Here is a 23,229-nt window from a genome sequence, read left to right on the forward strand (position 1 = left end):
GTTCAGCTGGTCTTGAGTCGGGTTCCTCCCTTCGCTCGGGCCTGCTTCATTCGGTAAGAGTCGCCGTCGGTGACGACGGTGTGGCAGTGGTGCAGGAGCCGGTCGAGCATGCTGACTGCGGTGGTGTGCTCTGGCAGGAACCGCCCCCAGGACTCGAAGGGCCAGTGCGACGCGATCCCCAGCGACCTGCGTTCGTAGGCGGCCGCGACGAACCTGAACAGCAGCTGTGCGCCGGTGTCGTCCAAGGGCGCAAACCCGAGCTCGTCGACGAGCACGACGTCGTTGCGCAGCAGGGTCTCGATGAGACGACCCACTGAGTTGTCGGCCAGCCCGCGGTAGAGGGTCTCGACCAGTTCGGCGGCGGTGAAGTACCGGACCCGGTGACCGGCCTCGACCGGCGGCGATCCGAGTGCGATGAGGGTGTGGGACTTCCCGGTGCCGGCGGGCCCGATCAGGCAGACGTTCTCTGGCCCGGATCCACTCCGGGGATGCGAGGTAGTCGAATGCGGCGGGCGGGATCGAGGACGCCGTGACGTCGAACTCCTCGAGCCGCTTGGCGACGGGGAACGCCGCCTGTCGCATCCGGGTGCGGACGTTGGACTCGTCACGGGAGGTGATTTCGGCCTCGACGAGGGTGCGGAGGAACTCCTCGGGGTTCCACCGCTGGGTCTTCGCGGTCACCAGCAGCTCGGGAGCCAGCCGCCGCATTGCGGCCATCTTCAACCGTTTCAGACCCTCGTTGAGGTCCGCGGGCAGCGGCGGCGGAGTCGTGGCGGTCACGACACCTCACCCCCATCCGTGGTGTCGATCCGGTAGGCGTCCAGCGACCTGGTGGGCACCGTGGGAAGGGTCAGTACCAGCGCCTGACCTGCCGCGGTCGGGCGGGGTGCGTGCCCGCCGGTGGCCAGGATCGACCTGAGGTCATCAGCACGCCAGCGGCCGAACGCCACGGCCCGTTCCAAGGCTGCGAGCAGCGGCTCGGTGCCGTGCGCGGCGCCCAGAGTGAGGATCTCGGCGATCTCGGTGCCCAGCTTGGTGACCCCGGCTGCCCCGGCACCGGTCAGGAACTGCTCGGCGACCGGTCCCAACGCGAGGAACTCCCGCTCCACCGGCGTCCTGGCGCGTGCTCCCCGACGCGGGGTGGTGGGGCGTGGCCGGTCGTAGTGGCCGTCGTCGATGCTGACCTCGCCTGGCGCGACGAGGGCGTGTTCGGCGTGGATCTCGCCGGCGACCGGTTCGATCACCCGCAGGACGCGGTCGCGCTCATCGACCAGCACCGTGACCGTGGTCCCGATCAGCCGGTTCGGGACCGAGTAGCGGGTCAGCTTGATCTGGAACAACTCGCCCGTGACGCCATCGATCGCCGCAGCAGCGACAGATCGTGCGTGCACGTCGAGCCCAACACTCGTACGCTCGGTAAACACCGGGGCCTCCCACAATTGTCGGATAGGCCGAGCAGGCGGCCCCTGCTCGGTAACCCACGAATCTTGTGAGTGAGGCCCCGGCCCGCAACCGCTCACGATGAGACGGCTACGCCATACCGTCTAGTCGTCCAGGTGGGTGTCTACCTAGCTGTGATGCCCAGGCACGTTGGTCGAGATCCTGCGACGACACGGTTTGACCTGTGATGGGTGAAGGCCTCCCCGGTGTGGAGTGGAGCTGTCTATGAACCGCTCCGCCACCGAAGGAGGCCTTCATGTCCCACGCTACCCATGCCAACGCCGCATTGACCCCTCGTGCCCGCCTCAAGATGGCNACGAACATGGTCGACGCGCGAGGAGCTGCGGATCGCCATCGTGACCTGGATCGAGAAGACCTACCACCGGCGCCGTCGCCAAGCCGCGCTCGGACGTTTGACCCCGGTCGAATACGAGCTGATCATGAAGCCGGCCGCGACCCAAGCGGCCTAACCAACCCTGTCACCAGTTCGTGCAGCAGTCCCAACTCGTCTTCCTTGGTGTGGCGATGCATTGGGGCGGCGATTGAGTGCGGCGCAAGCAAGTGTTCGACCACCCCTAGATTCCCGCCCCAGTCTCTTGAGTCCACCAGGAAGCGGTCGCGGCACCCCAGTGGAGCACCAAGGATCTCGCCTTCTCCGGCCCGGATCATCCGTGATGTGCTCACTCGAGCATCCTGCCTGCGGTGCCGATCCGCTAGTAGCGCGAAGAGTTGAATGCCGTTGGCGTCATCAGCGCAACCCCTGTCCGCTCATCGGCCGATCCGGACCTCCTCGGCAGGCGGCTGATAGACGCGTCTTCGGAGTCGGACACTCCACGCCGGCAGGGGACGAAGCGACGCCAAGGCGTTGCTCGCCAGCGCGTTCCCCGGCACAGTGGGCGTACCGACTCCGGAAGGCCACGTCCATGGGCAAGCTGCTGGTTCACATCACCTCCGGCCCCGAGGCGCCGACCCGTGCCGCGCTCGGCTTGCTGGTGGCCAGGGCAGGTATCGACGAGGGTCATGACGTGAGCGTGTTCCTCGCCGGTGACGCCGTCCAACTGATCCGCGATGCGGTCCTCGACTCCCTGACCGGACTCGGGACGGGGTCCTTGCGCGAGTCCTTTGACGCGGTCGCAAGCGGAGGTGGGCGCTTCTACGTGTCCGGCATGTCCAGCAAGGCGCGTGGGGTGACCGAGGACGACCTCATGGGGAAACCGGCGGAGCTCGCGATGCCCACTCGCCTGGTGCAGCTCGCCTTCGAGGCAGACCGGAGCTTCACCTACTAGAGCTCGTCCTGACGGCTCCTGCTCCTGGTTCGTCCTGCCGCCATCTGCGCCGGCAGGAACGGAGCCGAGCTCCGGGTCAGACGCACTCAGTCCGTCCGTGTCAGCCAGACGGGTAGTCGCCCAGCACCTCGGTGCCGTACTGCGCGGCAAGCAATGCAAAACGCTCGGGATCGGCAAGGAGCTCGTCCTCCCCCTCGGCCACCACGGCATCGAAGAGTCTCTCGAAGCCAGGTGGGGCGATGAGAGTCAACATCTGCACCGGAGCGACCGACAGCCGTCGAAGTCCATGAGGAACGCCTCGTGGCACGACGATGAAGGATCCAGGCCCGGCAGCGCTGGTGGTGCCAGCAGTCCAGACCTCGACCTCACCGGCCAGCACGTAGAAGGCTTCCTCGGCACCCACATGCCTGTGCAGCGGCGTGGTGTCGCCCCAGAAGGTCTCCTCGGTCAGCGAGAAGGCCCCGGCCACATGAGTTCCGTCGGTCTTGGTGGTGTAGGTCGAGCCGAGCGCGCTCACCTGGCGCCCCTCGCCCGGATACAGCAGGAAAGCGGAGGTCATGGCTCATCATCCTGCGGCGGCACCCCGAGCGCCATCGAACTCGAGATCCGCCAGCCCGGCCTGCGTCATTGTGGGCGTAAGGGGCTACGCCGGCGGGGTGACCAGCGCGCCAGGACGGAGCGTCAGCAAGCGAGGGTGAGGGACCGCGGCTAGCCTCGGCAACAACACGTTCCGCGCGGAGACTTGCACACTCCCTTTGCGATGTTGGCGGGCGACTTCTATAGGGGCGCTTTGAGCGGGGGAGTGCACCCTCCCGATGCTGGCGTGTGCGGGTGAGGTTGATCGACGGCTGGCACCCAGGCGACCTGTCGCAGTCCGTGCGGCAGACCCTCCGGCGGCTGACGTCGATGCCGGCGACCACGATGAGCGCCGCCAGCACGACCTGCGTGACCGTCACGACGACGAGGTTGGTGCTGATCATCAGGGCGAGGCTGGCCAGGATCATCAGGGCAACGACGCCGCCGAGGGTGCTGCGTCTGTCGAGGGAGAGCCGGCGGCAAGCAGTCCACCGAAGCCGAGGCTCGCCATGAGGCCCGCCCAGTGCGGCCCGCACACGAGGGCGGGTGCGCCCAGATCGACCAGCCGCAGCGGCCCGAACTCGAGGAGCAGCATGAGGGAGGTCAGCACCGTCAGAGTGACGATCTCCAGCAAACCCGACTGTTGCCGATCGCCAATTGCCGAAGGGCCTGCGTGTGCCTGGCCAATCACGCGCGGGTGGCGATGGCGTCAACCGCGTGGGAAGGTGGATGTCCGATCGTCGTCTCGGGTTCGCGAGAGGTGTTTCTCGAATCGAAGGATGCGTGGATGACGCGGCAGATCTATCTTCATTTGCTAGGCCCGGTAGGTGCGACTTGCGATGGTCGGCCGGCGGAAGTGTCGGGGCGCCGGGTGATGGCCACGCTTGCCGCCCTCGGTTTGGAGGCCCCTCACGTCGTCAACAGAGATCGGTTGATCGACATGCTGTGGGGCGAACGTCCGCCTAGGACGGCGGTCAACTCTCTGCAAGGCAGCGTCTCCGCCCTTCGGCGGGCCTTGGAACCGAAGGCTGTGGTCACAGCCGACCGCGGCTACGTCCTCGGCGAACATGTGGTCATCGACACAGCGTTGTTCGACGGGCATCTTGCCAGGGCTGCCGCTTTGCGTGAGCCGTCACCAGGACACGCTCATCACGAGCTCGGGCAAGCATTGGAGTTGTGGCGCGGGTCGGCCCTCTCAGGTTTGGAGGACTTCCCCTTTGCGCAGATGGCGAGGGGCCAGTGGGAAGAGCGACGGCTGCTTGCGTTGGAACAACGTCTCGAACTCGATCTGTGTACGGGACGCGAACGCGAGGCGGTAACCGAATTGGATGTGCTCTTGCGGCAGTTCGCCGAGCGTGAACCGTTTTGGGCCCTTCAGGTTCGGGCGCTCGGGTTGTCCGGTCGACAGGAGGAAGCGCTCGCCACCTACCAAAGGGCGCGCGATCACCTACGCGACGACCTCGGTGTGGACCCAGGCCCAGGTTTGCGGGCGGCGTACATGGCGGTGCTGAACCAGGAAGAGCCCCAGGTTCTGTCTCCGACAGCCCGAGCGGAAGACACCTTCATCCACCGGATGGTCAGTCGCGCACGACCTCCGCACCTGTTGGGCGAGACCCGCGGACGCCACCAAGAGGTGGATTCCCTTGTGCACGCCTTGACCGCGTCGGTGCGAGACCGCCTAGTCACGATCACTGGGGCGGGAGGGGTAGGCAAGACCCGCTTGGCGGTGGAGGTGGCACACGTCGCCTCACCAGCATTCCGGCACGGCGCGGTTTTCGTGCATTTGGCTGAAGCCCAGTTGCCACAGGACGTCTTGCCCACGATCTGCGCAGCACTTGGCATCGACGCGGGCACGGATCCGTCGTTCAGCCTGCGAGCTGCGATGCACGATGCCGACCTGCTGATGGTGTGCGACAACGCCGAGCACATCCTTGACGCGGCCCCCGAGCTCGGTGAGTTGCTCACAGACCTGCCGGGCCTGCGGATGCTCGTCACCAGCCGTGCGTCGTTAGACCTCCCTGGTGAGCGTTGCTTCCCGATCAACCCGCTCGCCGTGGCGGGCGAGAATGGACACGGACCAGCCGTCGAGTTGTTCGTGGACCGCATTCGGGCTGCCGACCCGAGCCTCCTCGAAGAATGCCACGACGCGGACGTCCTCACGGACATTTGCTCGCGATGCGACGGGCTGCCTCTGGCGCTGGAGTTCGCAGCCGCCCGAGCGTCGTTGTTCGGCCTGGCAGCCTTGCGAGCCGAGTTGATGACGTCGGCCAGCCATCTGAGCGCCCGCGTTCGCGGAGTCCCGCCCCGGCATCGGAGCCTGGAGATGAACTTGGCATGGAGCATCGACCAGCTCGAGGCCGAGACCCGTGCTCTTCTGCAGTCTCTCTTTGTGTTCGAGGGCGGGTTCACCCTGCCCGCTGCCGCCGCCGTCTCTGAGCTCCGCGCGTCAGAGTGCGAGGCCGCACTCAGCGCCCTACTTCACAGCAGCCTTCTCAGGCGGACGATGACGATGCACAGCACCACGCGATACGAGCTGCTACGGACTACGCGCGACTACCTCACGGAGACATGCGACTCGGACACGGCTCGTCTGGTGCGCAGCCGTCACGCGGACTACTACAGGACGCTCTCTGGACCCGCACTTCCGGGGATGCAGAGTCCCCAACGTCCTGAGGAGTGGTGGGCCGTCGTTCCCGAACGGGCCAACATCCGAGCGGCCATCCGGTTCTCCCTCGACATCGGCACGCACGAGGTGGCAGCGGACCTTGTGCTGTCCACCTACAGCGTCTGGGATCAGTTAGGGCCTGTCTCCGAGCTCCGCGACTGGCTCACCGTCCTGCTGGAAAGCGATGCCATCACCGGTGAGCAGAGGATCGACATCTTTTTGTGCTGGAACCTCAACGAGGACCTGCCCGCTGAACGCGTCCGTCAGTCGGCTGCCGAGGCCCGCGAACTGGCGGAGAGGCTCGCCGATCCTGTCCGGGCGCTGGCTGCGAACGCCCAGGAGTGTGCCTCCCGGGCGTTACTGGGGGACTCGGCTGTCGATCTCGAGGCGCTCGCCGTCGAGCTCGACCGCCGCGCGGTTGATCCGTCCGATGACCTGGGCGCGGTCATCAGCGGCATGCTGATGGTGGGCGCCGCGTACGGGTCTCACGGATCAGCAGACGAAGAACGCAAACACCTGCGGCGCGCTCTGCGACTCGCGTTGGATCATGAGGCCGTCTTCTTCGCCTTGGACGCCTACAACAATCTCGCCGAGGCAGCTCTGCTCGCTCGGGATACGCAGGAGTGTCGCAACTACGCCACCCAAGGACTCCAGTTCTTCCACGACGCCTTAGGAGGGGCCGCGGGCACGTCGCTGGCGGCGCCAGAGCGCGGTCGGATCGACCTGTTGTCCCAACTCGGGGTGGCCTTGGCCAGCCTGCGAGATCCCTCCGCTGGGTTGTCGGCGCTTGCTCAAGCGCTGGACGGGCACCTCAGGATCGGGTCTCGCGCATGGGCCGGTGAGGATCTTCTGCGAGTCGGCCACGTGATCGCAGGCCGGGACCCGGTGGTGGCCGGCCGGCTCTACGCGGCGTACGAGATGGCCCGCGAGCGCGAGCCGTGGACGGTCTTCTCGTTTGCTGCCCGCCTGGCAGCGGATCTCCGTGCCGAGCTCGACGAAGCCGGTGTGGATGTGTCCCCGCTCGCAATCGGCACCAACGTGCGCACTGCAGATGGCGCTCTGGCGATACTGCGCTTGGGGGCCGAGGAAGTTCGACGTCTGGTTGTGTAGCTGCCCGGAGGCTGACTCCGTGCAGGTACAGCTCGACGGGACAGGTCTTTCAACGTAGGCGGTGACGACGTTCTTGGCCCAGTGGCTGGCCTCGAACTCAACGGGCGGGACGAGCCCGATCTCGCCGTGCAGGCGTCTGTGGTGAGCCAGTCGACGTACTCGGCGACGGCGATCTCGACATCGGCCACTGACTTTCAGCCGCCCTTGCGCCGCATGACCGGGTAGCGGATGCACTCGGCCTTGAACAGTGAGTTCAGTGCCTCGGCCATCGCGTTGTCATAGAAATCGCCCCGGCACCCAACCGACGCGACGGCCTCGGCCTCGGCGAGCCGTTCGGTGTATCGAATTGCTCGATACTGAACGCCCAATCCGAGTCGCGGGTGAGGCCTGTGACGTCTTGGCGGCTCGCTGCTGCGTCCACAGGCCCATGTCGAGGGCCTTGAGTGCGAGGTCGGTGCGCAGCGACTCGATACCTGCCACCCGACGACCATCCGGCTGAAGAACGTCCAAGACGTACGCGCCCACGACGCCGTACACGCACCGCAGATCAGCAGCCAGGGCATCGCTGATCAGAGCCCGGCGCTGACCTCGACTGCACGTCAACCGGCCGCAGCTCGTCGGGAACTGGGTCCGGCCCGAATCCGAGGACCCACGCCGTCTCGCGCATCCACGAGAGGAGACAGCCGCCCCGGGTGGGACGGGACTGCCTGCCTTCGGTGGCGTGACGAGCTCCACTGTGCTCAGATGCTGCGCTCAGAAGATCCAGATGGCCCCCCGCCCTCCGATCAGCCTGCCGTCGCGGCATTCGAGACTTTGAACCATGCACGCGTAGTCGCCAACGTGGCGCTCGTCGATCAACGTGTTGCCCAGTACCGTTCCGGTGGCGACGCTGCTCCAACCGACCGTGATGTCGACGGTGTAGTCGTTCGCGCCGTACGGCTCGAAGCTGATGTCAGGGATCCACACTCGGCTGGCTCCAGCGGGAATGGTGGCGGTGCGGTACAGGCTCTGCTCTGGGGTCCACCCGTTCGTGTACCGGCTGTAGCTGTAGATGTTCGCCATCAAGACGACGTGCTGCTGTCCCGTCGTGGCCGGCGAGCGATAGACGTAGCGGCCCGGGACCCGGATCGCTGAGCCGAGCCACCCGGCATACCCCTCTACCGTCTTCAGCTGGACGGTGCCCGGGCGGCCGTAGTTCTGCCAGTAGTGCGCCGAGGAGGGAGGCGCAGTCGCCAGGAGCACGCCGACGACGGCCAAGACGCTGCCGAGCGCGCCGGCCACACGAAGGCAGGATCGGGCGGCCAGGTGCAACACCGAGTTGCCGAGCAGGCGTTTGGCGACGGGGATGAAGCTTTGGGTTCGGTGTGTGAGGTTCATGGTTGCTCTCCTTCGGTTCGATTGATGTGGCGTCCACCTTTTGGAGCCACTAGCAGCCTTCAGCCGCCCCCTGAACAGACGCTGAAGAGACGCTGGAGCGCGATCGGCCGTAGCGGGTCGGGACCAGTTGCCCGCATCCACTGTGCTGACTCGGGGTCGCGTCATGTCTCGGTGGCGCGACCTCGAGGGGTCGAGCCCGCATTGAACCTTTGGGCGGGGACTTTCTCGCCGGTGAACCAGTCGTCCACCGTGTGCCGGGTGGGGCGGCTCGACGGTGGCGAGACGCCACATTGGCGCCGGCCCGGCGGATCTCGTCAACCGAGTCGGCCTCGGCTACACGAGTGGCCTTACTCAGGCAGACTCCCGCTGACGCCACCTATAGAGGAGGCCAGCTGCATGTGGGCGGCCGACGGCGATCAATCCTGGGACACTCCCAGCGGGAGTCGTGAGAGAACTGACGGGTGCCGCTATTTGGGCGCAACGGGCTACTCCGGTGGTCTGCTGGTGGCGTAGCGACCCCCGCGGGAGAGTGGCGGCACGCGGAATAGCTTGAGTCATCCCCATGTCGCAGCGTTAGCTGTGAACGCCGCTTGCACACTCCCTTTTAGATGTTTGCGGGCGACTTCTATAGGGGCGCTTTGAGCGGGGGAGTGCACCCTCCCGATGCTGGCGTGTGCGGGTGAGGTTGATGGACGGCTGGCACCCAGGCGACCTGTCGCAGTCCGTGCGGCAGACCCCACGACGGGATGGGTGGTTGTGCTTGTTGACGTCATGCCTCGCAGGCTCGATCCTTACTCGGTCGGCGCCACCGCCACGTCCTTGGGACGGACCACCTCTGAGTCAACGGCTGGATGACGGGCCGTTCGGGCTCCCGGCAGGGTTAGCGGTCGGTCGAGCCAGCGCGCTGGCATGGGAAGTTGTTCCTAGCGCTCCAGAGCCACCCGCAGCGCCTTGACAAAGTCAGCTCGCCTGGACAGCAGCCTCCGGATCTCGAAGGAGGGGTAGAGGGCGACCCAATCGGCCCTCAAAGCCCGCGTGTCCAGGCCCTGCCGGTTGCCGGTGGAGCCGAGGCTGTCACACCCGTCCTGGCCGAACAGGCAGACCTCGTAGCCACTCTCCCGCAGGCTCGCCGACAAGTTGACGGCGAAGTCCGTCGGCGGGACCACCTGTGAGGTCACGGCGACGTCGCGCACACCGCCACCGGCGCCGAGGATCTCCAGCACACGATCGCCCCGGTCGACGGTCGCCGCATGCACGGCCCGGAAGGCGCTCACCTTGGCCGTGGTCACATTCGCCGGCTCGTAGGTGACTGCGTCGGCCCGGTTCGTCTCCCGGTGGGCGCCGTTCATCAAGAACGCCTTGGCCCCCAGTTCGTCGAAGGCCGTCGCGGCGAGGCGCTCGCTGAATGTGGCCGAGCCGGCGTACGCCGCCTCGACCACGACATCCGAGTCGGAGCCGGGGTCGACGGCGTAGAGGCCCCACCCGCGGGCCACCCTCGAACCATCGAGCCGCTCGGCCAGCAGGAGCAGCCGCCGGTCGGTGTGGGGGTCGGTCAGTTCCACCACGTCGTAGCCGTAGTCGTCGACCAGGGCCGCCGCGGCCTTGGGCTTGTCGTCACGCAGGAGCCGCATGGCGGCACCGAAGTCGCAGGCCTCGTCCTGCGTCGGGACCACGTACCGCTCTGATCCCCGTGCCAGGAGACGCTCGTCCTCGTAGTCCACGACGTAGTCGTAGAACGCAGTGTCCACGCTCGAGACGACACCGGTTCCGGTCTTGCCCGGGACTGGACACCTCGGCGGCCGCGTGGGATTCGGGTCGGTGGTGGCCGGACCCCGCGGCGGGAGGGCCTCGGCCTCGGCCACGTCGATGTCGAACACCGAGCCGTCGCTGACCGCCGAGAGGATGTCGAGCATCGCGATGTGGGCGGCCTTGATCAACACCCCGGCGGCCTTCTGGTCACCGGAAACGTCCTGCTCCACCAGCACGCTGGCGGCGCCGCGGTAGCCGTAGGCGTTGCGTGCCGTGCTGATCGTGGTGCCCGGCGGGAAGCGCGTGACGATTCCGGTGGCGTGACTCAGGCTGCGCGCCGCCAGCGCGCTGACCTGCTTGGAGTACGTGATCGCGGCAGCCCGCTCCGGGGTGAGCTCGACGCCAGACGTGAATTGTGGCCAGTCCACGGACGCCGTGATGGCGTCGCCGCCCTCGGTCTGGTAGCTCAGCTGTCCGTGGTAGTCGACCACCAGCTCCGGCCGCCAGCGCGCGAAGACCTTGCGCACCGCCCTTGCCTCAGGGACAGGGACGTCGGCGGTCTCGACGAACGGGCTGTGCCACCGGTTGACGTCGAAGCCCCTGCCGGGGGTGCAGTCGGGAACGTCGGGGTCGCACTCGGGATCGACGTTCTGGCGCCAGTAGCGCTGGGTTCCGTCGGGGTTGACCCGCGGCAACACCAGGACCGTCAGCTCGTCGAGGATGCTGGTGATCGCTGAGTTGTTGCTGGTCGACAAGGTCTTGATCGCGGCGATCGCCGACTCGGCACCCAGCGCCTCGTTGCCGTGCTGCTGAGCCATGTAGAGGACCCGTCGGTCGCCGTCCCCGATGATGGCGAGTGGGATCTCACGGTCCCCGGTTGGACGTGCCGGCAGTTTCCAGCCTCATCCTGCCCCCGCTGCGCGCCTCGATCCCTTCGAGCTTGCGGAGCATCTCCTGATAACTATGGAACTTTTCGGGAGCTAGATTGTCGCTGGTGCGCGGCTGCGCCGCCGACGCGGTGGTCGAGGCGGCGGAGGGCAGGAGCCCGACCAGCAACAGCGTGGCCACCAAAGCAGCGCACAGTCCGCCACGCGGATGCGGTCGGGCAGGGGAGGTGGTCGGCATCATCGGCTCGCAATCTTGCGTGTGAGATGGACCACACGATCGTAATCCGGGGGTAGCAACATTTACCCCCCCGTGAGGGTGATATGCACCCGGGCTGGGAGATCGCTGCGTGGCATGCGCTGGCTCGCTCACGAAGCCCAGCTGTATCGGGGTAGAGACAACAAGGTGCTCAAGGGCAACTGCTGATCGGCAGATCGGACGTCGGTCGCAGGCGGAAGACTCACGCCGGGACAGACGCACGCCTGTCAGCGTGCGAAGCTGCTGTGGACATCCGGCTGCGTCGTCGGCCACGAGAAGCATCTGTCTGGAGCATTGGCCGAGGCGCCTAGGAACACTCGGGCTGCGTGAGCGCGAATACTCCCGGGCGCCTCGTAGAAGCAGGTGTAACGGACCCTCGCCCAAACCGCAACGATGCTTGAAGTTTCGTCAAGTTACGGGCAGCTCGGCGAGGACCGCAACGCAGAGAAGGTCTCGGACCGTCGCTGCGGCTCGCACAGGGCGATCGCGGCGCGCTGGGCTACTGGGGTGGACGCCAGTGTGCGGTCAGCCGAGGGGCGGGGCAACGTTCGAAGCCTGAGACCTGTACGTTGACGCGGCTCTGGTCCCCGGCGCGAGCGGTCGACGGTGTCCGCGCCATCAGGTCTTCCTGAGGGTCGTCTGAGAGTGGCGGTCTCCTGTGGACGGGGCTGGGTGACGCCGACGGTCGGCGCGTGTTACCCGTGGATCGGGATTCGGAGCCGCCAGCCCAATTCGATGTGGTCAGGATCGGTGATTTTTTGGGGGTTCGCGGCCTGGATCTGCTTGACCGTCGTCCGGGTGAAGTCCTTGAGCTTCCTGACGATCCCGGTCAGGGAGTCACCGCTCTCGACGCGGTAAAGCAACCAGCCCTGCATGTCCGGGAATATGATCACCTCGACGTCGCGGAGGTTGAAGCCTGGACTTGGCCCTTCGTCCGGGAGGCCGGGGTTGTCGCCGAAGACCTGGACCGTGAGTCGGGTGCCGGCCCGCGGTGGATCGTCCACCTTCACCCGGGTGGAGAACTCGCCGATCCCGATCCCGCCCCCGCTGGACTGGCCCGAGTCGGTGGCCAGCACATTCCCCTTCGGGTCGAGCACCCTGATCCCGATAGTGCCCTCGAACCCGGCGCCGACTCCCGTGACGAGGAAGCGACGGCCGACCAGCTCGTTGTCGACGGGCTGCCGGAGCCGCACGTCCGTAATGAGTCCCATGGCTGCCCCCTGAGGGTTCGAGACGGTGAGACTCGGAGTCTAATGCGGTGCCCGGGCACTCAGTGCCGTCAGACGATCACCGCTGTGCTAGCACCCTTGCACTCTCCCTATCGCGTGTTGGCGGGGGACAACATCTCGGCCAGGTTCGTGGTGCCCACCGTGGCCACGAGCGTGGACCTCGTGGTGCACCTCGGTCTCGGCGCCGACGGCGTACGCCGCGTCAACGAGATCGTGTCGGTGCCGGGGCGCGTCGAGGCCGACGTGATCGAGGTCGAGCCGATCTTCGTCCGCCACTGCTCCGAGCTGCGCAGGACAGGGGGAGTGCCGGCGCGCATCGAGCGGTTCGAGCGGGTCGGGATCGACATCCACCAGGTCCTGGCCACCGACGCCCTCGCCGACGACGTGGCCGGTCGCTGATGGGTGCGCTCGTCGGCCTCGGAGTGGGCGTCGGCCTGCTGCTGATCTGGTCTGCCTTCGCGCTGCCCCGGCAACCGAGGTCCGCGACGCCGACGTCGACGGCACTGGGTCGCTTGCTCGGCCGGGCCGGGCTGTCCGACGTGACCTCCGCCAGCGTGGTGTCGCTGTGTGCGGTGCTGTTCGCCGTGGCCTTCGCGGTCGTGCAGGCCGTGTCGCGGACGGTCCCGGTCGCGTTCGTCTTCGCCACGATGGCGGCCTACCTGCCGATCGCGGTGCTGCGCCAGCGGGCCGCGCGGCGGTTGCGCGACTTCGCCGAGGTCTGGCCCGAGGCGGTCGACAACCTCGCCAGCGCCGTACGTGCCGGGTTGTCCCTGCCTGACGCGGTCGCGGCGCTCGGCACCTCTGGTCCCGAGGCGCTGCGGGCCGACTTCGCGCAGTTCGCTGTCGACTACCAGGTCACCGGACGCTTCGGCGAGTGCCTCGACCGGCTGAAGGACCGGCTGGCCGACCCGGTGGGGGACCGTGTCATCGAGGGCCTGCGCCTGGCTCGCGAGGTCGGCGGCGGCGACCTCGGCCGGCTGCTGCGCAACCTGTCCGGCTTCCTGCGCGACGACGCCCGTACCCGCTCCGAGCTCGAGTCCCGCCAGGCCTGGACGGTCAACGGCGCCCGGCTCGCGGTGTCAAAGCCCTAGAATTGACATATGAGGGTGATGGACAGGGCCGAGGCCCTGATCGAGTGCTGCCCTCACAACGAAAGTGCCCGCCCGGAGCGGCAACTCCGGACGGGCTATACCCACCGAGAGGCATCCTCGATGAGCAACGACAGCATCCCAGACTGGAACACGCCAGCCACCCGCGACGACCTCCGCTGGTGGCTCGACAAGGCCCCGACACTCACGTGGACCTGGGCCAAGACCTTCGCCGACTTCGCTCCCCACTGGTACGTGATCCAAGGGCGGACGCGGGGGATGACGAGGGAAGACTTCGTCAGGGTCGGGAGGGTGATCCGCACCTTTGGTGAGCCCGGCAAGTTCTGGAAGCGCACCAACCTCTACCTATTCACCGAGGACAGGGCACGCAAGTTCTGGTGTATGTGGGGCGATCCGCCGGAGCCCCCGAATCTGATCAACCTGGCGACGACCGAGAAGGTCTACGGACCGCAGACCGACTTCAATGAGGCGCGGATCGTGAGGCTTCGACTGGAGGCCCGCGATGGCTGAGGAACTGCGAGCGGCGATCTACTGCCGGATCAGCAAGGACCGGGCTGGTGCCGGGCTCGGAGTCGAGAGGCAGGAGAAGGACTGCCGCGACCTCGCCGAGCGACTCGGGTGGAGGGTCGCGGCGGTGTACGTCGACAACGACCTGAGCGCCTACAGCGGTAAGCGCCGACCGCAGTACGAGGAGATGTTGAAGGCGGTCAAGGACGGTCAGATCAAGGGCATCGTCACGTGGCACACCGACCGCCTGACGCGCCGGGTCGCCGACCTCGACAAGTTCGTCCGGCTGGCCGACGAGAACGGCCTACTGATCCAGACCGTGAAGGCGGGGGAGGTCGACTTAACCACCCCGTCAGGGCGAATGGTCGCGCGAACGCTGGGCAACATTGCACAGTACGAGGTGGAGCACGCCAAGGACCGCATGAAGGCGGCGAAGCAGCAGGCCGCAGCTTCTGGAAGGTACCGGGGCGGTCCGCGCCCGTACGGATTCGAGAGCGACGGCGTGACGATGCGCCACGACGAGGCGGAGGTCGTCCGCTACGTGACGGCCGCTGTCCTGGCCGGTCGCTCTCTTCACGCGCTCGCTCGTGAACTCAACGACAAGGGGCTCCGGACGAGCACCGGCAGGGTGTGGACCCAACCGAGGGTCAAGGACATGGTGATCCGGCCCCGCAACGCCGGGCTCATCCATCGCGGTCGCGCCGATGGACGGACAGAGAACCGCGACGGGCGACCGGACTTCGAGATCGTCGGGCCTCTTCGTGACGAGGGGGGCGAGCCGGTGAAGCCGATCGTCACCGAGGACGAGTGGAGGGCGGTGCACGCGATGCTGGTTGATCCTTCCCGCCGCACCAACATCGCGAACGAGCCCAAGTGGCTGCTGTCCAACATCGCACTGTGCGGGCGGGAGGGCTGCGACTCGAAGATGCGCGCGACCTCGAATCTCTGGCGGCAGACCGGCAAGGACCCGAAGAAGCCGCGCACGCGCCGCGCCAACTACCGCTGCCGCGACAACAACCACCTGACCATCGACGCCGCCAAGACGGACGAGTGGGTACGCGGTGTGATTGCCGAGATGGTCCGGGACGAGCGCATCGTGAAGGCTCTGACGCAGGGGAGTGGCGAGGCGGTCGCTGTGGACCGGGACCGCCGTCGCCAACTGGTGCTGCGCCTGGAACAGACCGAGCGCGACTACGACGACGACCTGATCGGCGCGCGCGACTTGAAGCGGAAGCGCGAGCGGATCGCCGCAGAGATGGAGGAGATCGACGCACGGCTGGCCTCGGACCTCCAGCAGTCCTCGACGGCGAAGGTCTTGAACGCCCCGGACCCCGGGCAGGCGTTCCTCGACGCCCCGCTCGACGTGCAGCGCGCGGTGCTTCGGTCAGTGATGACGGTGACGGTGCTACCCGCCCCGAAGCGCGGTGGCACGTGGACTGATGCGCGGCTACAGATCGCGGCGGTGGGATAGCGACGCGGCTCTCAAGGGGTGTACGTCGGCACCGTGCCGCGCTCCTCGAGACCCGGGATTAACGCTTGAGCGCGAGCCACCTGGGCAGCCGAGAAACAGTCAGGGTTGTTGGCGACGATGTGCATGAAGGTGAGCGTCGCGATCCGAGCATCCTCACCCGCTTCGGCGGCTCCGGGCACCATCGTCTGGACGCGATCGTTCGTCAGGGTGTCGTACTTCTCCACGGCGTCCTTCGAGGCCTGGGCTGCGTCGTTAGCCTCCTCCTTAATCGAGACGCAGGGATCGGGGCGTCGTTCCTCCTCGTCCCCGCCCTCACCGCAGGCCGTAAGAAGAGCCAGGGACAGAACAACAAAGGCAGTCCTTCGCACGGGGTCGCCTAGAGCCGCATCGATGGCGGGGAAGCGGTCCAACCGTCGTCGCTGTCCGCCGTGCTCGCGCCGTCGCGCCTAGCCTTACGCGCCTCACGCATGGCCCGCTTCTGTGCTGGCTGCACGTAGAGGACCAGCACGGCCTCCTCAATCAGCTTTGCCACGTCCTCGACCTCATCGGCGGAGTACGTGAGGCCGTCGTGGATGCTGTCGTTGCCCAGCATCCGTGCCTCGTGCAGGTCCTCGACCAGTTCGTCGGACAAAGTTCCTTTCAGGCTCTCGATCTTGTCGTAGAGCGCGCGGCCGGTTGCTTGCTGGTCCTTCACCAGTTCCTCAACGGCGGCGCGGTACATCACCGCGGCGGCGCGGAACGCGCCTGCCTTCTCGCAGGTGCTTGCTTCAGCGAACAGCGAACGCACCACCTCGGGGGCGGTCCCATGCAACGTCCTCGGCGACTCAACGGGCCACACGATCGTGCGCCTCTGCCGCAAGTCGTCCGGCGTCCAAGGGTCGTCACTCGGGCGAAGGTCGTTGTGTTCGAGAAGAACTACCGACTTGCGGCAGTGGAGGCAGCGCACAATGATCAGCCCGGTCCACGCCGAGCCTCGCTGTTCTTGCCTCTCGACGACATTATGGGCACCGGCGGGCGATTGGTAGTAGGGCGCGACGCTGTTGATGCTGCTGACGACCTCGAAAGAACTGTCGCGCTCGTGCCACGGGCAGAAACCCGCTCCGTTCTCGAACAGCATCCTGCTGCCCCCCTTACCTCAGTGCGGTCGACAGCCTCGCATGCGGCGCCGTCAGTCGCCGAGACTTTCGGCGATTTGAGTGCCTGGGATTCGACCGCTGAACTCCAGGTCCACTCGACACTTGACAGGCCGCGAGAACCGAATTGTGGGCCGCGTAACGCGGCGGATTTTCCCCATTGTTTCCGCAGGTCAGAGGGTGATTGACATTCCGACGCTTTGACCCGTCGAAACCCCTGAATTGCCGTTTGAAAGCACACCGCAAATCTTCCGGTGATCGAACTACATGGTTGTTGTTCATGGTGGTAACCTGAGACTTGAATCAGCACGACGGCCCTCCCCACGTGAGACTGGGAGGGACGGTAAGACCACCGCAGACGACGGCGTGAGGCCGGAACCGTAGCGGACAAGGTGCCGTGACGCGGGCCGGAGGCCCTCCACCAGTGGTCGTGCTCCATCGCAACTCATGGAGCACTCTCATGCACGGTCCCTTCGCTTCCTTCCACTACGCCGCTGAAACGCTCGGCTGCGACTACGGCACCATTCGCAATTACGTCAAGCGCGGCGAGCTGACCGCGTTCCGACTGCCCGGGAGGCGCGGGCACTTCGTGGACCTCGACGAGGCGCGCGAGGTCCTGGGCAAGCGCCAAAAGTACGGCTCGTTCGGTCCTGACGCCTTGGTTCGCGACCTCTCGAACGTGGTCGCCGACTTCGAGGTGCTCGGGTGACCCCGCAGGAGGCGGCTGCTCTCATGCCTCCGCTGACCGACGACCAGGTAGAGCAGATCGCCACGCTGCTCGGGCTCGTGAGGTCCATTTCGACTGTGGCGGTGGACTGATGATGAGTGAGAACCAGTCCACCGCCAACGGACTTCACCCGTCCTCCAAGCGTGCCATGAACGAGGCCGTCGTGGTGGAGGCCGCGACGTCGTACGCCATGCTCGCCACGCCCGCGCAGATCGAGAAGATGATGCGCGACGCCTACGGCGACCGTCCACCGGGCTCGCACGCCCGCTGGCTCGACCAGCACCGCCCCGGCTGGCGTGACCGCGTGTGCACGGTCGAGGGCTGCGAGAAGCAGGCCCGCGCCCGAGGCTGGTGCGGGGCCCACTACGAGCGCTGGCGTCGTTGGGGTGACCCGACCGGCTCAGCGCCGCCCAAGCCTCCGCCGCCGTCGCGTACAGAGATCATCGAGGAGATGGAGGCCGCGCTCGACCGACTCCGTAGGGAGGTCGGCGAGTGAGCGACCTCATCGAGGCGCTCCGCGAGGAGGGGCGGGGGTCATTCCCCTGCCCCTCCTGCGGCTCGGTCGCCTCAGACACCTACGACTACCCGTTCTGTCCTCGCGGCTGCTCTCCGACTCAGATGCTCGTCGCGATCCAGACTCGGCCCGAGAAGTGCCCGGAGGACCACAGCGGGTTCGGGGCGAGGAACCCTGCGAGCAAGTGCCTGACGTGCCAACGTGAGATCGAGTGGGTGCGTCGTGAGGCACGTCGTCTCGTGGCTCAGGCCGATGACGATGGTTCGGGATGGACGGCGACGAATCTGACCGAGGCTCCCGACGTTCCGCCGCCGATGATCTTGGAGATCGGCGAGGGAAGCGGTGACTATCTGTTCCGTCGCGGCTGGGTGACCCTCATCCACGGTCGCTTCGCCTCAGCCAAGACGCCGGTGACCTACCTCGCGGTGGTCGAACAGGTACGCGCGGGACGGGGCGCGATCATCGTGGACTACGAGATGGGCCAGTCTGGCGCGGTCGCCCTGCTCCGTGAGATGGGTCTGTGTGACGGGCAGATCGAGCGCCACGTCCACTACATCGAGCGACCACCACCGATGAGTCCTGCCGGTGCGCGTCGGATCGCGCAGGACCTGGCCGACAAGGGCATGGACGACATCGCGGTCGTAGTCATCGACTCACTCACGCAGTCAATGGCGACGGTGCCCGGTGCCGACGACAACCGCGCTCTCGACGTGACCGTGTGGGCGGACGAGCTGCCGTGGTGGTTCGCCCAGGAGTTCAACGCCGCCGTGCTCATCATCGACCACTCGAACATCAGCGACGGCAACCGTCCCTCGGGTTCACACAAGAAGCGCGAGTTCCCGCAGTTCCACCTGTGGTGTCGTCTCGACGTGCCCTTCTCCCGCGAGAAGCCGGAGGCCGGCAAGGCAACCCTCATCGTCATGAAGGACCGCTCAGGAGAACGCGTGATCGAGGGCGAGGTGGCGGTGATGCGGACGCGTCCCGGCGGATCGTTCTACGTCACTGCTCCCGAGCCCACGAAGCACGGCGAGGTGGACCTTCCGCTCGACCAGCAGCCCGAAGGGTCGACCGACGAGGAGGTATACCGCGATCTCGTCCTTGCAGGTCCGGACGGCCTCCTCAAGACGCACCTGACGGGACGAGGGGCGCGGGGCACCTACCGTCGTCACGCGCTGGATCGGCTCATCGAGGAGGGTCGAGCGGTCGAGCGGGCAGACCCGGCCAGCAGTCGTGCCCGTCGCTGCTGGGCCGACATAAACGCCCCGTGATGCCCGAGTGTCGTGTGTCGAGTGTCTATAGATTGAAGGACACCTGACACACGACACTTAGGTTCAGATCACGCTCCCTGTCACGTCAGTTCCAAGTGTCGGGGTGTCTTTTCTATAGACACACGACACACGACACTTGGGATCAGCGCCGCCGCAGCCTCACGTGATCGGCCAACGAGGGGGCAGCCGAGGCGACGAGCGTCTGAACCTGCTCGGCTCGTGCAGACGATGCTTCGACGTGGGCCGTGAGGCTGGGTCGATAGGGGACGGGCTCAGTCTTGGGCGTCACGGGCGCTCCTCCTCGATACCCACTGGGGGTACCAGTGTAGTACGCCTGCGCCCAGCCCTCTGCGCCGTGAGAGCGGCCCACCGCGTAGTACGGTGCGGCGCTTCTCGCTCTCGACAGATCGAACGCCTCGGGAGACACTGGACCGACTTCACACCGCCGCTGGCAGATGGGCCGGGCACTCCTCTTGGAGGCTGCCCATGTCCCGTCCGTTCCTCTCGGTCCTCGCGGTGCCGTGCAAGCGGCACGCCGCCAAGCCCGGTGAGCCTTGCTGGACCGTCCTGGCGGGTGAGTCCGACATCGGTCACGCGGGTGTCTGTGGTCGCCGGATCAGCGCGCGGGGGTTCCCGCGATGAACGACCACTGCACGCAGTGCGGGCGTCGCTGCTCGCCAAGGCGGCTGACCGAACTCGGACCCGCAGACCGCCGCTGCCCGCGCTGCCTCGACCACATCCCGTCCGCCGAGCGGCGTGCGCTGCTGCGTCGAGCAAAGGAGGACCACCGTGTCCCGTGAACCCTCGTCCGGCGTGATGCGCTACGCCCAGACCCACGGCGGCTACGAACCCGCGAAGCAGGCCGAGCCGCTCCCGCCGCCGAAGAAGCGGCAGCGTCGGTTTCGCGTGGTGGTCCCCGACGCCAAGCCCAAGCCGCCGCCCCGACTCCCCACCGCCCAGCACCGGGACGAGCGGGGGAACTACCAGCGGGCCGTGACCAAGCAACTGACCTCCACGGAGGCGTTGACCCCCGAGGAGCGCCAGATCATCTCCGGTTACAGGCTCTCGGTCGGCGGTGCTGCCGCTGACGCCGAACGCCGCCGGATCGAGCAGGAGTTGAGGAGCCGATGACCACGACCAGGACCGACAAGGACGTCGAGCTGCTGCGGGCCACCGTTCCTGACGACCCGATCAAGTTGCCGCCCGGCCACCTTGCGTGCGAGGCGTGCGGCATCGCCGTGGAGACGCGGGAGGTGGCCTCGACCACGACCGTCCCCACGCCGAGCGAGCGGACCATCGCCGTCGTGGACTTCGCCCGCTGCGCCGCGTGCAGGGCGATCCGCGAGCAGGCCCGCGAGTACGTCGAGGCCCACCCGGCGCTCGCTGCGCGTCTGGGGGACATCGCCGTCGAGCGGATCGAGTCGGTGCTGTTCGGCCTGACGATCCTCAGGCAGCCCGTCCCGGACAACCTCGCGATGCTCCTGCCTCGGCTGCACCCAGCGGCCCACGGCGTCTGGTTCTCCAACCCGCTGACGCTGCAGCCGAAGCGCTGCTCGCCGCACCCGTGGGCACACGTGTCGCTGAGCCAGCGCGCCGAACTCCGCAAGGCGTTCGCCGCCAGCCTCCGCGACCGGCTCGCGCTGGGTGCGCCCCCCGTCGCGGTCGAGTGCCCCTCGGGCGGGTGCCTGATGTGCGGCGTCCGCGAGATCGAGCGCTCCGCCGTCGAGGTCAGCCAGCGCGGGGGCCCCGCCGCCGCTGCGTCTGCGATCTGGCGTCCGGTTCTGACCAGCGTCCACGCCCTCGGTCGCCGTGCGCCGGATCAGGCGGCGGGTCACGTGTGTCCGGCCTGTGACAAGGCGATCACTGACGCGGGAGGTATCGGCCAGCCCGCGATGGGCAACGCCGTGCTGGCCCACGTCCTGCACACGAAGGGCGAGGCGAAGGCCCGCCGCCTCCGCTCGCTCTTGGAGGCCGACGACCCGCTGCACCTGCTCGGCTGGGGAGCCTTGAACGCACGTCCCAGCGGCACGCCGTGGTTTCACCTGATCAAGGTGCTGGACCGCCTCTGAACTCCGCTCGGGGTCGGGTGGGCTGCCCATCGCCCTCGGTGACCCGGCCCCGGGCGGTCACCAGCATTCCCTGCCTGCTGACGGCAGTGGCTGTCAGACTTCGGCGCATGGTCGACATCGCCACCGTGTCCGTCGTTTCCTCCGCTGCGGTCGCCCTTGGCACCCTCGCGGTGAACTTCATCGGCAGCGAGCGCCAGCGCAAGCACGAGTCGGACCTCGACTTCGAGAAGCGGGTCTGGGATCAGAAGTCGGAGGCCCTGTTCAGCCTGATGAAGGTCAGTCGCGGCCTCTGGGTATCAGCCGACCCAATCACTGACGCCAACCGCCGCACCTACGCGGTCAACCTCTCTAAGAGGCTGGACGACCTTCAGGCGGCGAGAGGCGTTGTAGACGCGTTCGCCTCCACTCGCTGTGCCTTGGAACTCACTTGCCTGATCGACACGATGGTCGAGGGCGGGGTGACACCTGGCGTCGGCTACTACATCGACCGTCTGAGAGATGAGTCGATGAAGGTCGATCCGAGCGACACCGAGAAGTGGGGCTGGTACCGCGACTGGCGCAACAAGGCCGAGGCGGAGTTGCTGGAGAACTTCGATCCGGAGCTCGCGGACATCCGAGCGAGCGCAGAGCGCTTGTTCGAGGCCGCGCGAGACAGCGTTCGTCGACCGAAGGATTGATCTACCCTGCGAGCGTGAATTGAATATGTCAAAACATAGGTTTTGACGTCTCGGCGCCGTGGATCGTGCTGCTGCTGATGTCCTTCCAAACCACCGCCATCCGGCAGTACGCCTCACCCGGAGGGATCATCGTGCTGGGCATCGGCTTTGCGGTCTGCGTGCTCGCCTACGCCGCGATGATGCGGATCGGCCGGCTCCCGGTCGAGAAGCGGATCCTCTCGTGAGCACCGCCGTCTGGGGCGGCCTGCTCGGTGCGGTGGCAGGCGCCGGCGTCATCCTCATCGGGCTGCGGATCAGCGTCCTGCGGCGCCCGCAGCTGTCGCTGCGTGTGCTGCCCTACCTGCGCGACGTGCCGCGGCTCGACGAGACGCGGGTCGTACGCCCTGCCGCATCCACACCCACCTCGGCCGCCGCCGGGATCTTCGGCCCGGTGCTGGGGCAGGCCGCCGACCTCGTCGAGCGGGTGCTGGGCGGCAGCTCGTCCGTACGCCGTCGGCTGGAGCGTGCCGGCCTCGACCGCACGGTGCAGGACTTCCGCATCGAGCAGGTGGTGTGGGGCCTGGTCGGCTTCGGCGCCACCGCGGCGCTCGTCCTGCTCCGCGCCCTCGGCGGCGTCGGCAGCGTCGGCTCAGGACTGGTGTTCTGCGTCCTCGGCTTCGTGAGTGGCGTCCTGCTGCGCGACAACAGGCTCAGCACCCAGGTGAAGAACCGCGAGCGGCAGGTCCTCACCGAGTTCCCGACCATCGCCGAGCTGCTGGCGCTCTCCGTCGCCGCGGGGGAGAGCCCGGTGTCGGCGCTGGACCGCGTGGTCCGCCGCAGCCGCGGCGCGCTGTCCGACGACCTGGGCCAGGTCCTGGCCCGGATCCGCACCGGCGAGCCGGTCGGCGTCGCCTTCGAGTCCCTCGCCCGCAGCACCGGCCTGCCGATCGTGGCGCGCTTCGCCACGGGCATCACCGTCGCGATGGAGCGCGGTACGCCGCTCGCCGACGTCCTGCACGCCCAGGCCGCCGACGTGCGCGAAGCCGGTCGACGCCTGCTCATCGAGACCGCCGCACGCAAGGAGATCGCGATGATGGCGCCCGTCGTGTTCTTCGTGCTGCCGGTGACCATCCTGTTCGCCTTCTACCCGGGCGTGCTGGGGCTCCGCCTCACCACGCCCTGACTCATCCAACGAAAGGA

22 protein-coding genes and 3 pseudogenes are annotated in these 23,229 nt (G+C 67.3%); 15 read left to right on the top strand and 10 right to left on the bottom strand.

What is annotated here, in order from left to right; translation table 11 throughout:
- Positions 1-2: 2 nt before the first annotated feature.
- Positions 3-717 (bottom strand): annotated as a pseudogene (istB, locus tag AC57BS_RS05480) (IS21-like element helper ATPase IstB).
- Between the two features lie 59 nt (positions 718-776).
- Positions 777-1,319, bottom strand: a pseudogene (locus tag AC57BS_RS05485) (IS21 family transposase); the annotation flags it as partial.
- A gap of 438 nt (positions 1,320-1,757) precedes the next feature.
- Between AC57BS_RS05485 and AC57BS_RS05490 the strand changes: the two are divergent.
- Together AC57BS_RS05490 and AC57BS_RS05495 are read left to right on the top strand one after the other, a co-directional pair.
- Positions 1,758-1,910 (top strand): annotated as a pseudogene (locus AC57BS_RS05490) (IS3 family transposase); the annotation flags it as partial.
- 453 nt (positions 1,911-2,363) lie between these two features.
- The gene (locus AC57BS_RS05495) at positions 2,364-2,726 is read left to right on the top strand and encodes a DsrE family protein (RefSeq protein ID WP_496410443.1); all 363 of its coding nucleotides are present in this window, start codon (positions 2,364-2,366) and stop codon (positions 2,724-2,726) included.
- 100 nt (positions 2,727-2,826) lie between these two features.
- On the opposite strand, the gene AC57BS_RS05500 is transcribed toward AC57BS_RS05495, so the two are convergent.
- Entirely contained in the window at positions 2,827-3,285 is a 459-nt protein-coding gene (locus tag AC57BS_RS05500; RefSeq protein ID WP_496410444.1) for a cupin domain-containing protein, read from the bottom strand.
- A 444-nt stretch (positions 3,286-3,729) separates the two neighbouring features.
- Positions 3,730-3,912 (bottom strand): hypothetical protein, encoded by a 183-nt coding sequence (locus AC57BS_RS05505; protein WP_496410445.1) that lies wholly within the window; start codon positions 3,910-3,912, stop codon positions 3,730-3,732.
- Between the two features lie 177 nt (positions 3,913-4,089).
- On the opposite strand from AC57BS_RS05505, the gene AC57BS_RS05510 reads away from it, so the two are divergent.
- A complete protein-coding gene (locus AC57BS_RS05510; RefSeq protein ID WP_496410446.1) occupies positions 4,090-7,077 on the top strand; it encodes an ATP-binding protein in 2,988 nt (995 codons plus the stop codon).
- A gap of 753 nt (positions 7,078-7,830) precedes the next feature.
- Here AC57BS_RS05510 and AC57BS_RS05515 read toward each other — a convergent pair.
- From AC57BS_RS05515 to AC57BS_RS05530, 4 genes are all read right to left on the bottom strand, one after another.
- Complete coding sequence (locus tag AC57BS_RS05515; RefSeq protein ID WP_496410447.1) at positions 7,831-8,454, bottom strand: hypothetical protein; 624 nt, start codon at positions 8,452-8,454, stop codon at positions 7,831-7,833.
- A gap of 923 nt (positions 8,455-9,377) precedes the next feature.
- Positions 9,378-11,096: a M14 family zinc carboxypeptidase gene (locus AC57BS_RS05520; protein ID WP_496411248.1), complete on the bottom strand. Its 1,719-nt coding sequence runs from the start codon at positions 11,094-11,096 to the stop codon at positions 9,378-9,380.
- A complete protein-coding gene (locus AC57BS_RS05525; RefSeq protein ID WP_496410448.1) occupies positions 11,068-11,271 on the bottom strand; it encodes a hypothetical protein in 204 nt (67 codons plus the stop codon). The genes AC57BS_RS05520 and AC57BS_RS05525 overlap by 29 nt, the downstream gene beginning before the upstream one ends.
- A 770-nt stretch (positions 11,272-12,041) precedes the next feature.
- The gene (locus AC57BS_RS05530) at positions 12,042-12,539 is read right to left on the bottom strand and encodes a LysM peptidoglycan-binding domain-containing protein (RefSeq protein ID WP_496410449.1); all 498 of its coding nucleotides are present in this window, start codon (positions 12,537-12,539) and stop codon (positions 12,042-12,044) included.
- Between the two features lie 132 nt (positions 12,540-12,671).
- Between AC57BS_RS05530 and AC57BS_RS05535 the strand changes: the two genes are divergently transcribed.
- Genes AC57BS_RS05535 through AC57BS_RS05550 form a run of 4 tightly spaced genes read left to right on the top strand, consistent with a single transcriptional unit; the run spans position 12,672 to position 15,662 of the window.
- A complete protein-coding gene (locus AC57BS_RS05535) occupies positions 12,672-12,974 on the top strand; it encodes a hypothetical protein (RefSeq protein ID WP_496410450.1) in 303 nt (100 codons plus the stop codon).
- The gene (locus tag AC57BS_RS05540; protein WP_496410451.1) at positions 12,974-13,666 is read left to right on the top strand and encodes a type II secretion system F family protein; all 693 of its coding nucleotides are present in this window, start codon (positions 12,974-12,976) and stop codon (positions 13,664-13,666) included. The genes AC57BS_RS05535 and AC57BS_RS05540 overlap by 1 nt, the downstream gene beginning before the upstream one ends.
- A gap of 9 nt (positions 13,667-13,675) precedes the next feature.
- A complete protein-coding gene (locus AC57BS_RS05545) occupies positions 13,676-14,194 on the top strand; it encodes a hypothetical protein (protein ID WP_496410452.1) in 519 nt (172 codons plus the stop codon).
- Positions 14,187-15,662 carry a recombinase family protein gene (locus AC57BS_RS05550; protein ID WP_496410453.1) on the top strand — a complete coding sequence of 492 codons (1,476 nt, stop codon included), beginning with the start codon at positions 14,187-14,189 and terminating at the stop codon, positions 15,660-15,662. The genes AC57BS_RS05545 and AC57BS_RS05550 overlap by 8 nt, the downstream gene beginning before the upstream one ends.
- A gap of 11 nt (positions 15,663-15,673) precedes the next feature.
- Here the strand turns inward: AC57BS_RS05550 and AC57BS_RS05555 are convergent, their stop codons facing one another.
- Both AC57BS_RS05555 and AC57BS_RS05560 read right to left on the bottom strand, forming a co-directional pair.
- The gene (locus AC57BS_RS05555) at positions 15,674-16,072 is read right to left on the bottom strand and encodes a hypothetical protein (protein WP_496411267.1); all 399 of its coding nucleotides are present in this window, start codon (positions 16,070-16,072) and stop codon (positions 15,674-15,676) included.
- Complete coding sequence (locus AC57BS_RS05560; protein WP_496410454.1) at positions 16,039-16,779, bottom strand: DUF4145 domain-containing protein; 741 nt, start codon at positions 16,777-16,779, stop codon at positions 16,039-16,041. The genes AC57BS_RS05555 and AC57BS_RS05560 overlap by 34 nt, the downstream gene beginning before the upstream one ends.
- 476 nt (positions 16,780-17,255) lie before the next feature.
- On the opposite strand from AC57BS_RS05560, the gene AC57BS_RS05565 reads away from it, so the two are divergent.
- The 8 genes from AC57BS_RS05565 to AC57BS_RS05600 all read left to right on the top strand — a co-directional run bounded on the left by AC57BS_RS05565 (position 17,256) and on the right by AC57BS_RS05600 (position 23,212).
- The gene (locus tag AC57BS_RS05565; protein WP_496410455.1) at positions 17,256-17,504 is read left to right on the top strand and encodes a MerR family transcriptional regulator; all 249 of its coding nucleotides are present in this window, start codon (positions 17,256-17,258) and stop codon (positions 17,502-17,504) included.
- 112 nt (positions 17,505-17,616) lie between these two features.
- A complete protein-coding gene (locus tag AC57BS_RS05570) occupies positions 17,617-18,018 on the top strand; it encodes a hypothetical protein (RefSeq protein ID WP_496410456.1) in 402 nt (133 codons plus the stop codon).
- 332 nt (positions 18,019-18,350) lie between these two features.
- A complete protein-coding gene (locus tag AC57BS_RS05575; protein WP_496410457.1) occupies positions 18,351-19,304 on the top strand; it encodes an AAA family ATPase in 954 nt (317 codons plus the stop codon).
- 789 nt (positions 19,305-20,093) lie between these two features.
- Positions 20,094-20,435, top strand: coding sequence for a hypothetical protein (locus AC57BS_RS05580; protein ID WP_496410458.1), 342 nt, complete (start codon positions 20,094-20,096; stop codon positions 20,433-20,435).
- Complete coding sequence (locus AC57BS_RS05585; RefSeq protein ID WP_496410459.1) at positions 20,432-21,373, top strand: hypothetical protein; 942 nt, start codon at positions 20,432-20,434, stop codon at positions 21,371-21,373. Before AC57BS_RS05580 ends, AC57BS_RS05585 begins: the two co-directional genes overlap by 4 nt.
- A gap of 107 nt (positions 21,374-21,480) precedes the next feature.
- Positions 21,481-22,050, top strand: a complete 570-nt coding sequence (locus AC57BS_RS05590) for a hypothetical protein (protein ID WP_496410460.1) — start codon at positions 21,481-21,483, stop codon at positions 22,048-22,050.
- 77 nt (positions 22,051-22,127) lie between these two features.
- Complete coding sequence (locus tag AC57BS_RS05595) at positions 22,128-22,274, top strand: hypothetical protein (protein WP_496410461.1); 147 nt, start codon at positions 22,128-22,130, stop codon at positions 22,272-22,274.
- The gene (locus AC57BS_RS05600; RefSeq protein WP_496410462.1) at positions 22,271-23,212 is read left to right on the top strand and encodes a type II secretion system F family protein; all 942 of its coding nucleotides are present in this window, start codon (positions 22,271-22,273) and stop codon (positions 23,210-23,212) included. The genes AC57BS_RS05595 and AC57BS_RS05600 overlap by 4 nt, the downstream gene beginning before the upstream one ends.
- Positions 23,213-23,229: the final 17 nt, after the last annotated feature.

Source organism: Nocardioides sp. BGA-UO-ETr-FS32 (genome assembly GCF_059567905.1).

Coding starts and splice junctions, on each gene's coding strand:
- AC57BS_RS05495 (WP_496410443.1), top strand. CDS start 2,364: ATGGGCAAGCTGCTGGTTCACATCACCTCCGGCCCCGAGGCGCCGACC.
- AC57BS_RS05500 (WP_496410444.1), bottom strand. CDS start 3,285: ATGACCTCCGCTTTCCTGCTGTATCCGGGCGAGGGGCGCCAGGTGAGC.
- AC57BS_RS05510 (WP_496410446.1), top strand. CDS start 4,090: ATGACGCGGCAGATCTATCTTCATTTGCTAGGCCCGGTAGGTGCGACT.
- AC57BS_RS05515 (WP_496410447.1), bottom strand. CDS start 8,454: ATGAACCTCACACACCGAACCCAAAGCTTCATCCCCGTCGCCAAACGC.
- AC57BS_RS05540 (WP_496410451.1), top strand. CDS start 12,974: ATGGGTGCGCTCGTCGGCCTCGGAGTGGGCGTCGGCCTGCTGCTGATC.
- AC57BS_RS05545 (WP_496410452.1), top strand. CDS start 13,676: ATGAGGGTGATGGACAGGGCCGAGGCCCTGATCGAGTGCTGCCCTCAC.
- AC57BS_RS05550 (WP_496410453.1), top strand. CDS start 14,187: ATGGCTGAGGAACTGCGAGCGGCGATCTACTGCCGGATCAGCAAGGAC.
- AC57BS_RS05560 (WP_496410454.1), bottom strand. CDS start 16,779: ATGCTGTTCGAGAACGGAGCGGGTTTCTGCCCGTGGCACGAGCGCGAC.
- AC57BS_RS05565 (WP_496410455.1), top strand. CDS start 17,256: ATGCACGGTCCCTTCGCTTCCTTCCACTACGCCGCTGAAACGCTCGGC.
- AC57BS_RS05570 (WP_496410456.1), top strand. CDS start 17,617: ATGAGTGAGAACCAGTCCACCGCCAACGGACTTCACCCGTCCTCCAAG.
- AC57BS_RS05575 (WP_496410457.1), top strand. CDS start 18,351: ATGATCTTGGAGATCGGCGAGGGAAGCGGTGACTATCTGTTCCGTCGC.
- AC57BS_RS05585 (WP_496410459.1), top strand. CDS start 20,432: ATGACCACGACCAGGACCGACAAGGACGTCGAGCTGCTGCGGGCCACC.
- AC57BS_RS05590 (WP_496410460.1), top strand. CDS start 21,481: ATGGTCGACATCGCCACCGTGTCCGTCGTTTCCTCCGCTGCGGTCGCC.
- AC57BS_RS05595 (WP_496410461.1), top strand. CDS start 22,128: ATGTCCTTCCAAACCACCGCCATCCGGCAGTACGCCTCACCCGGAGGG.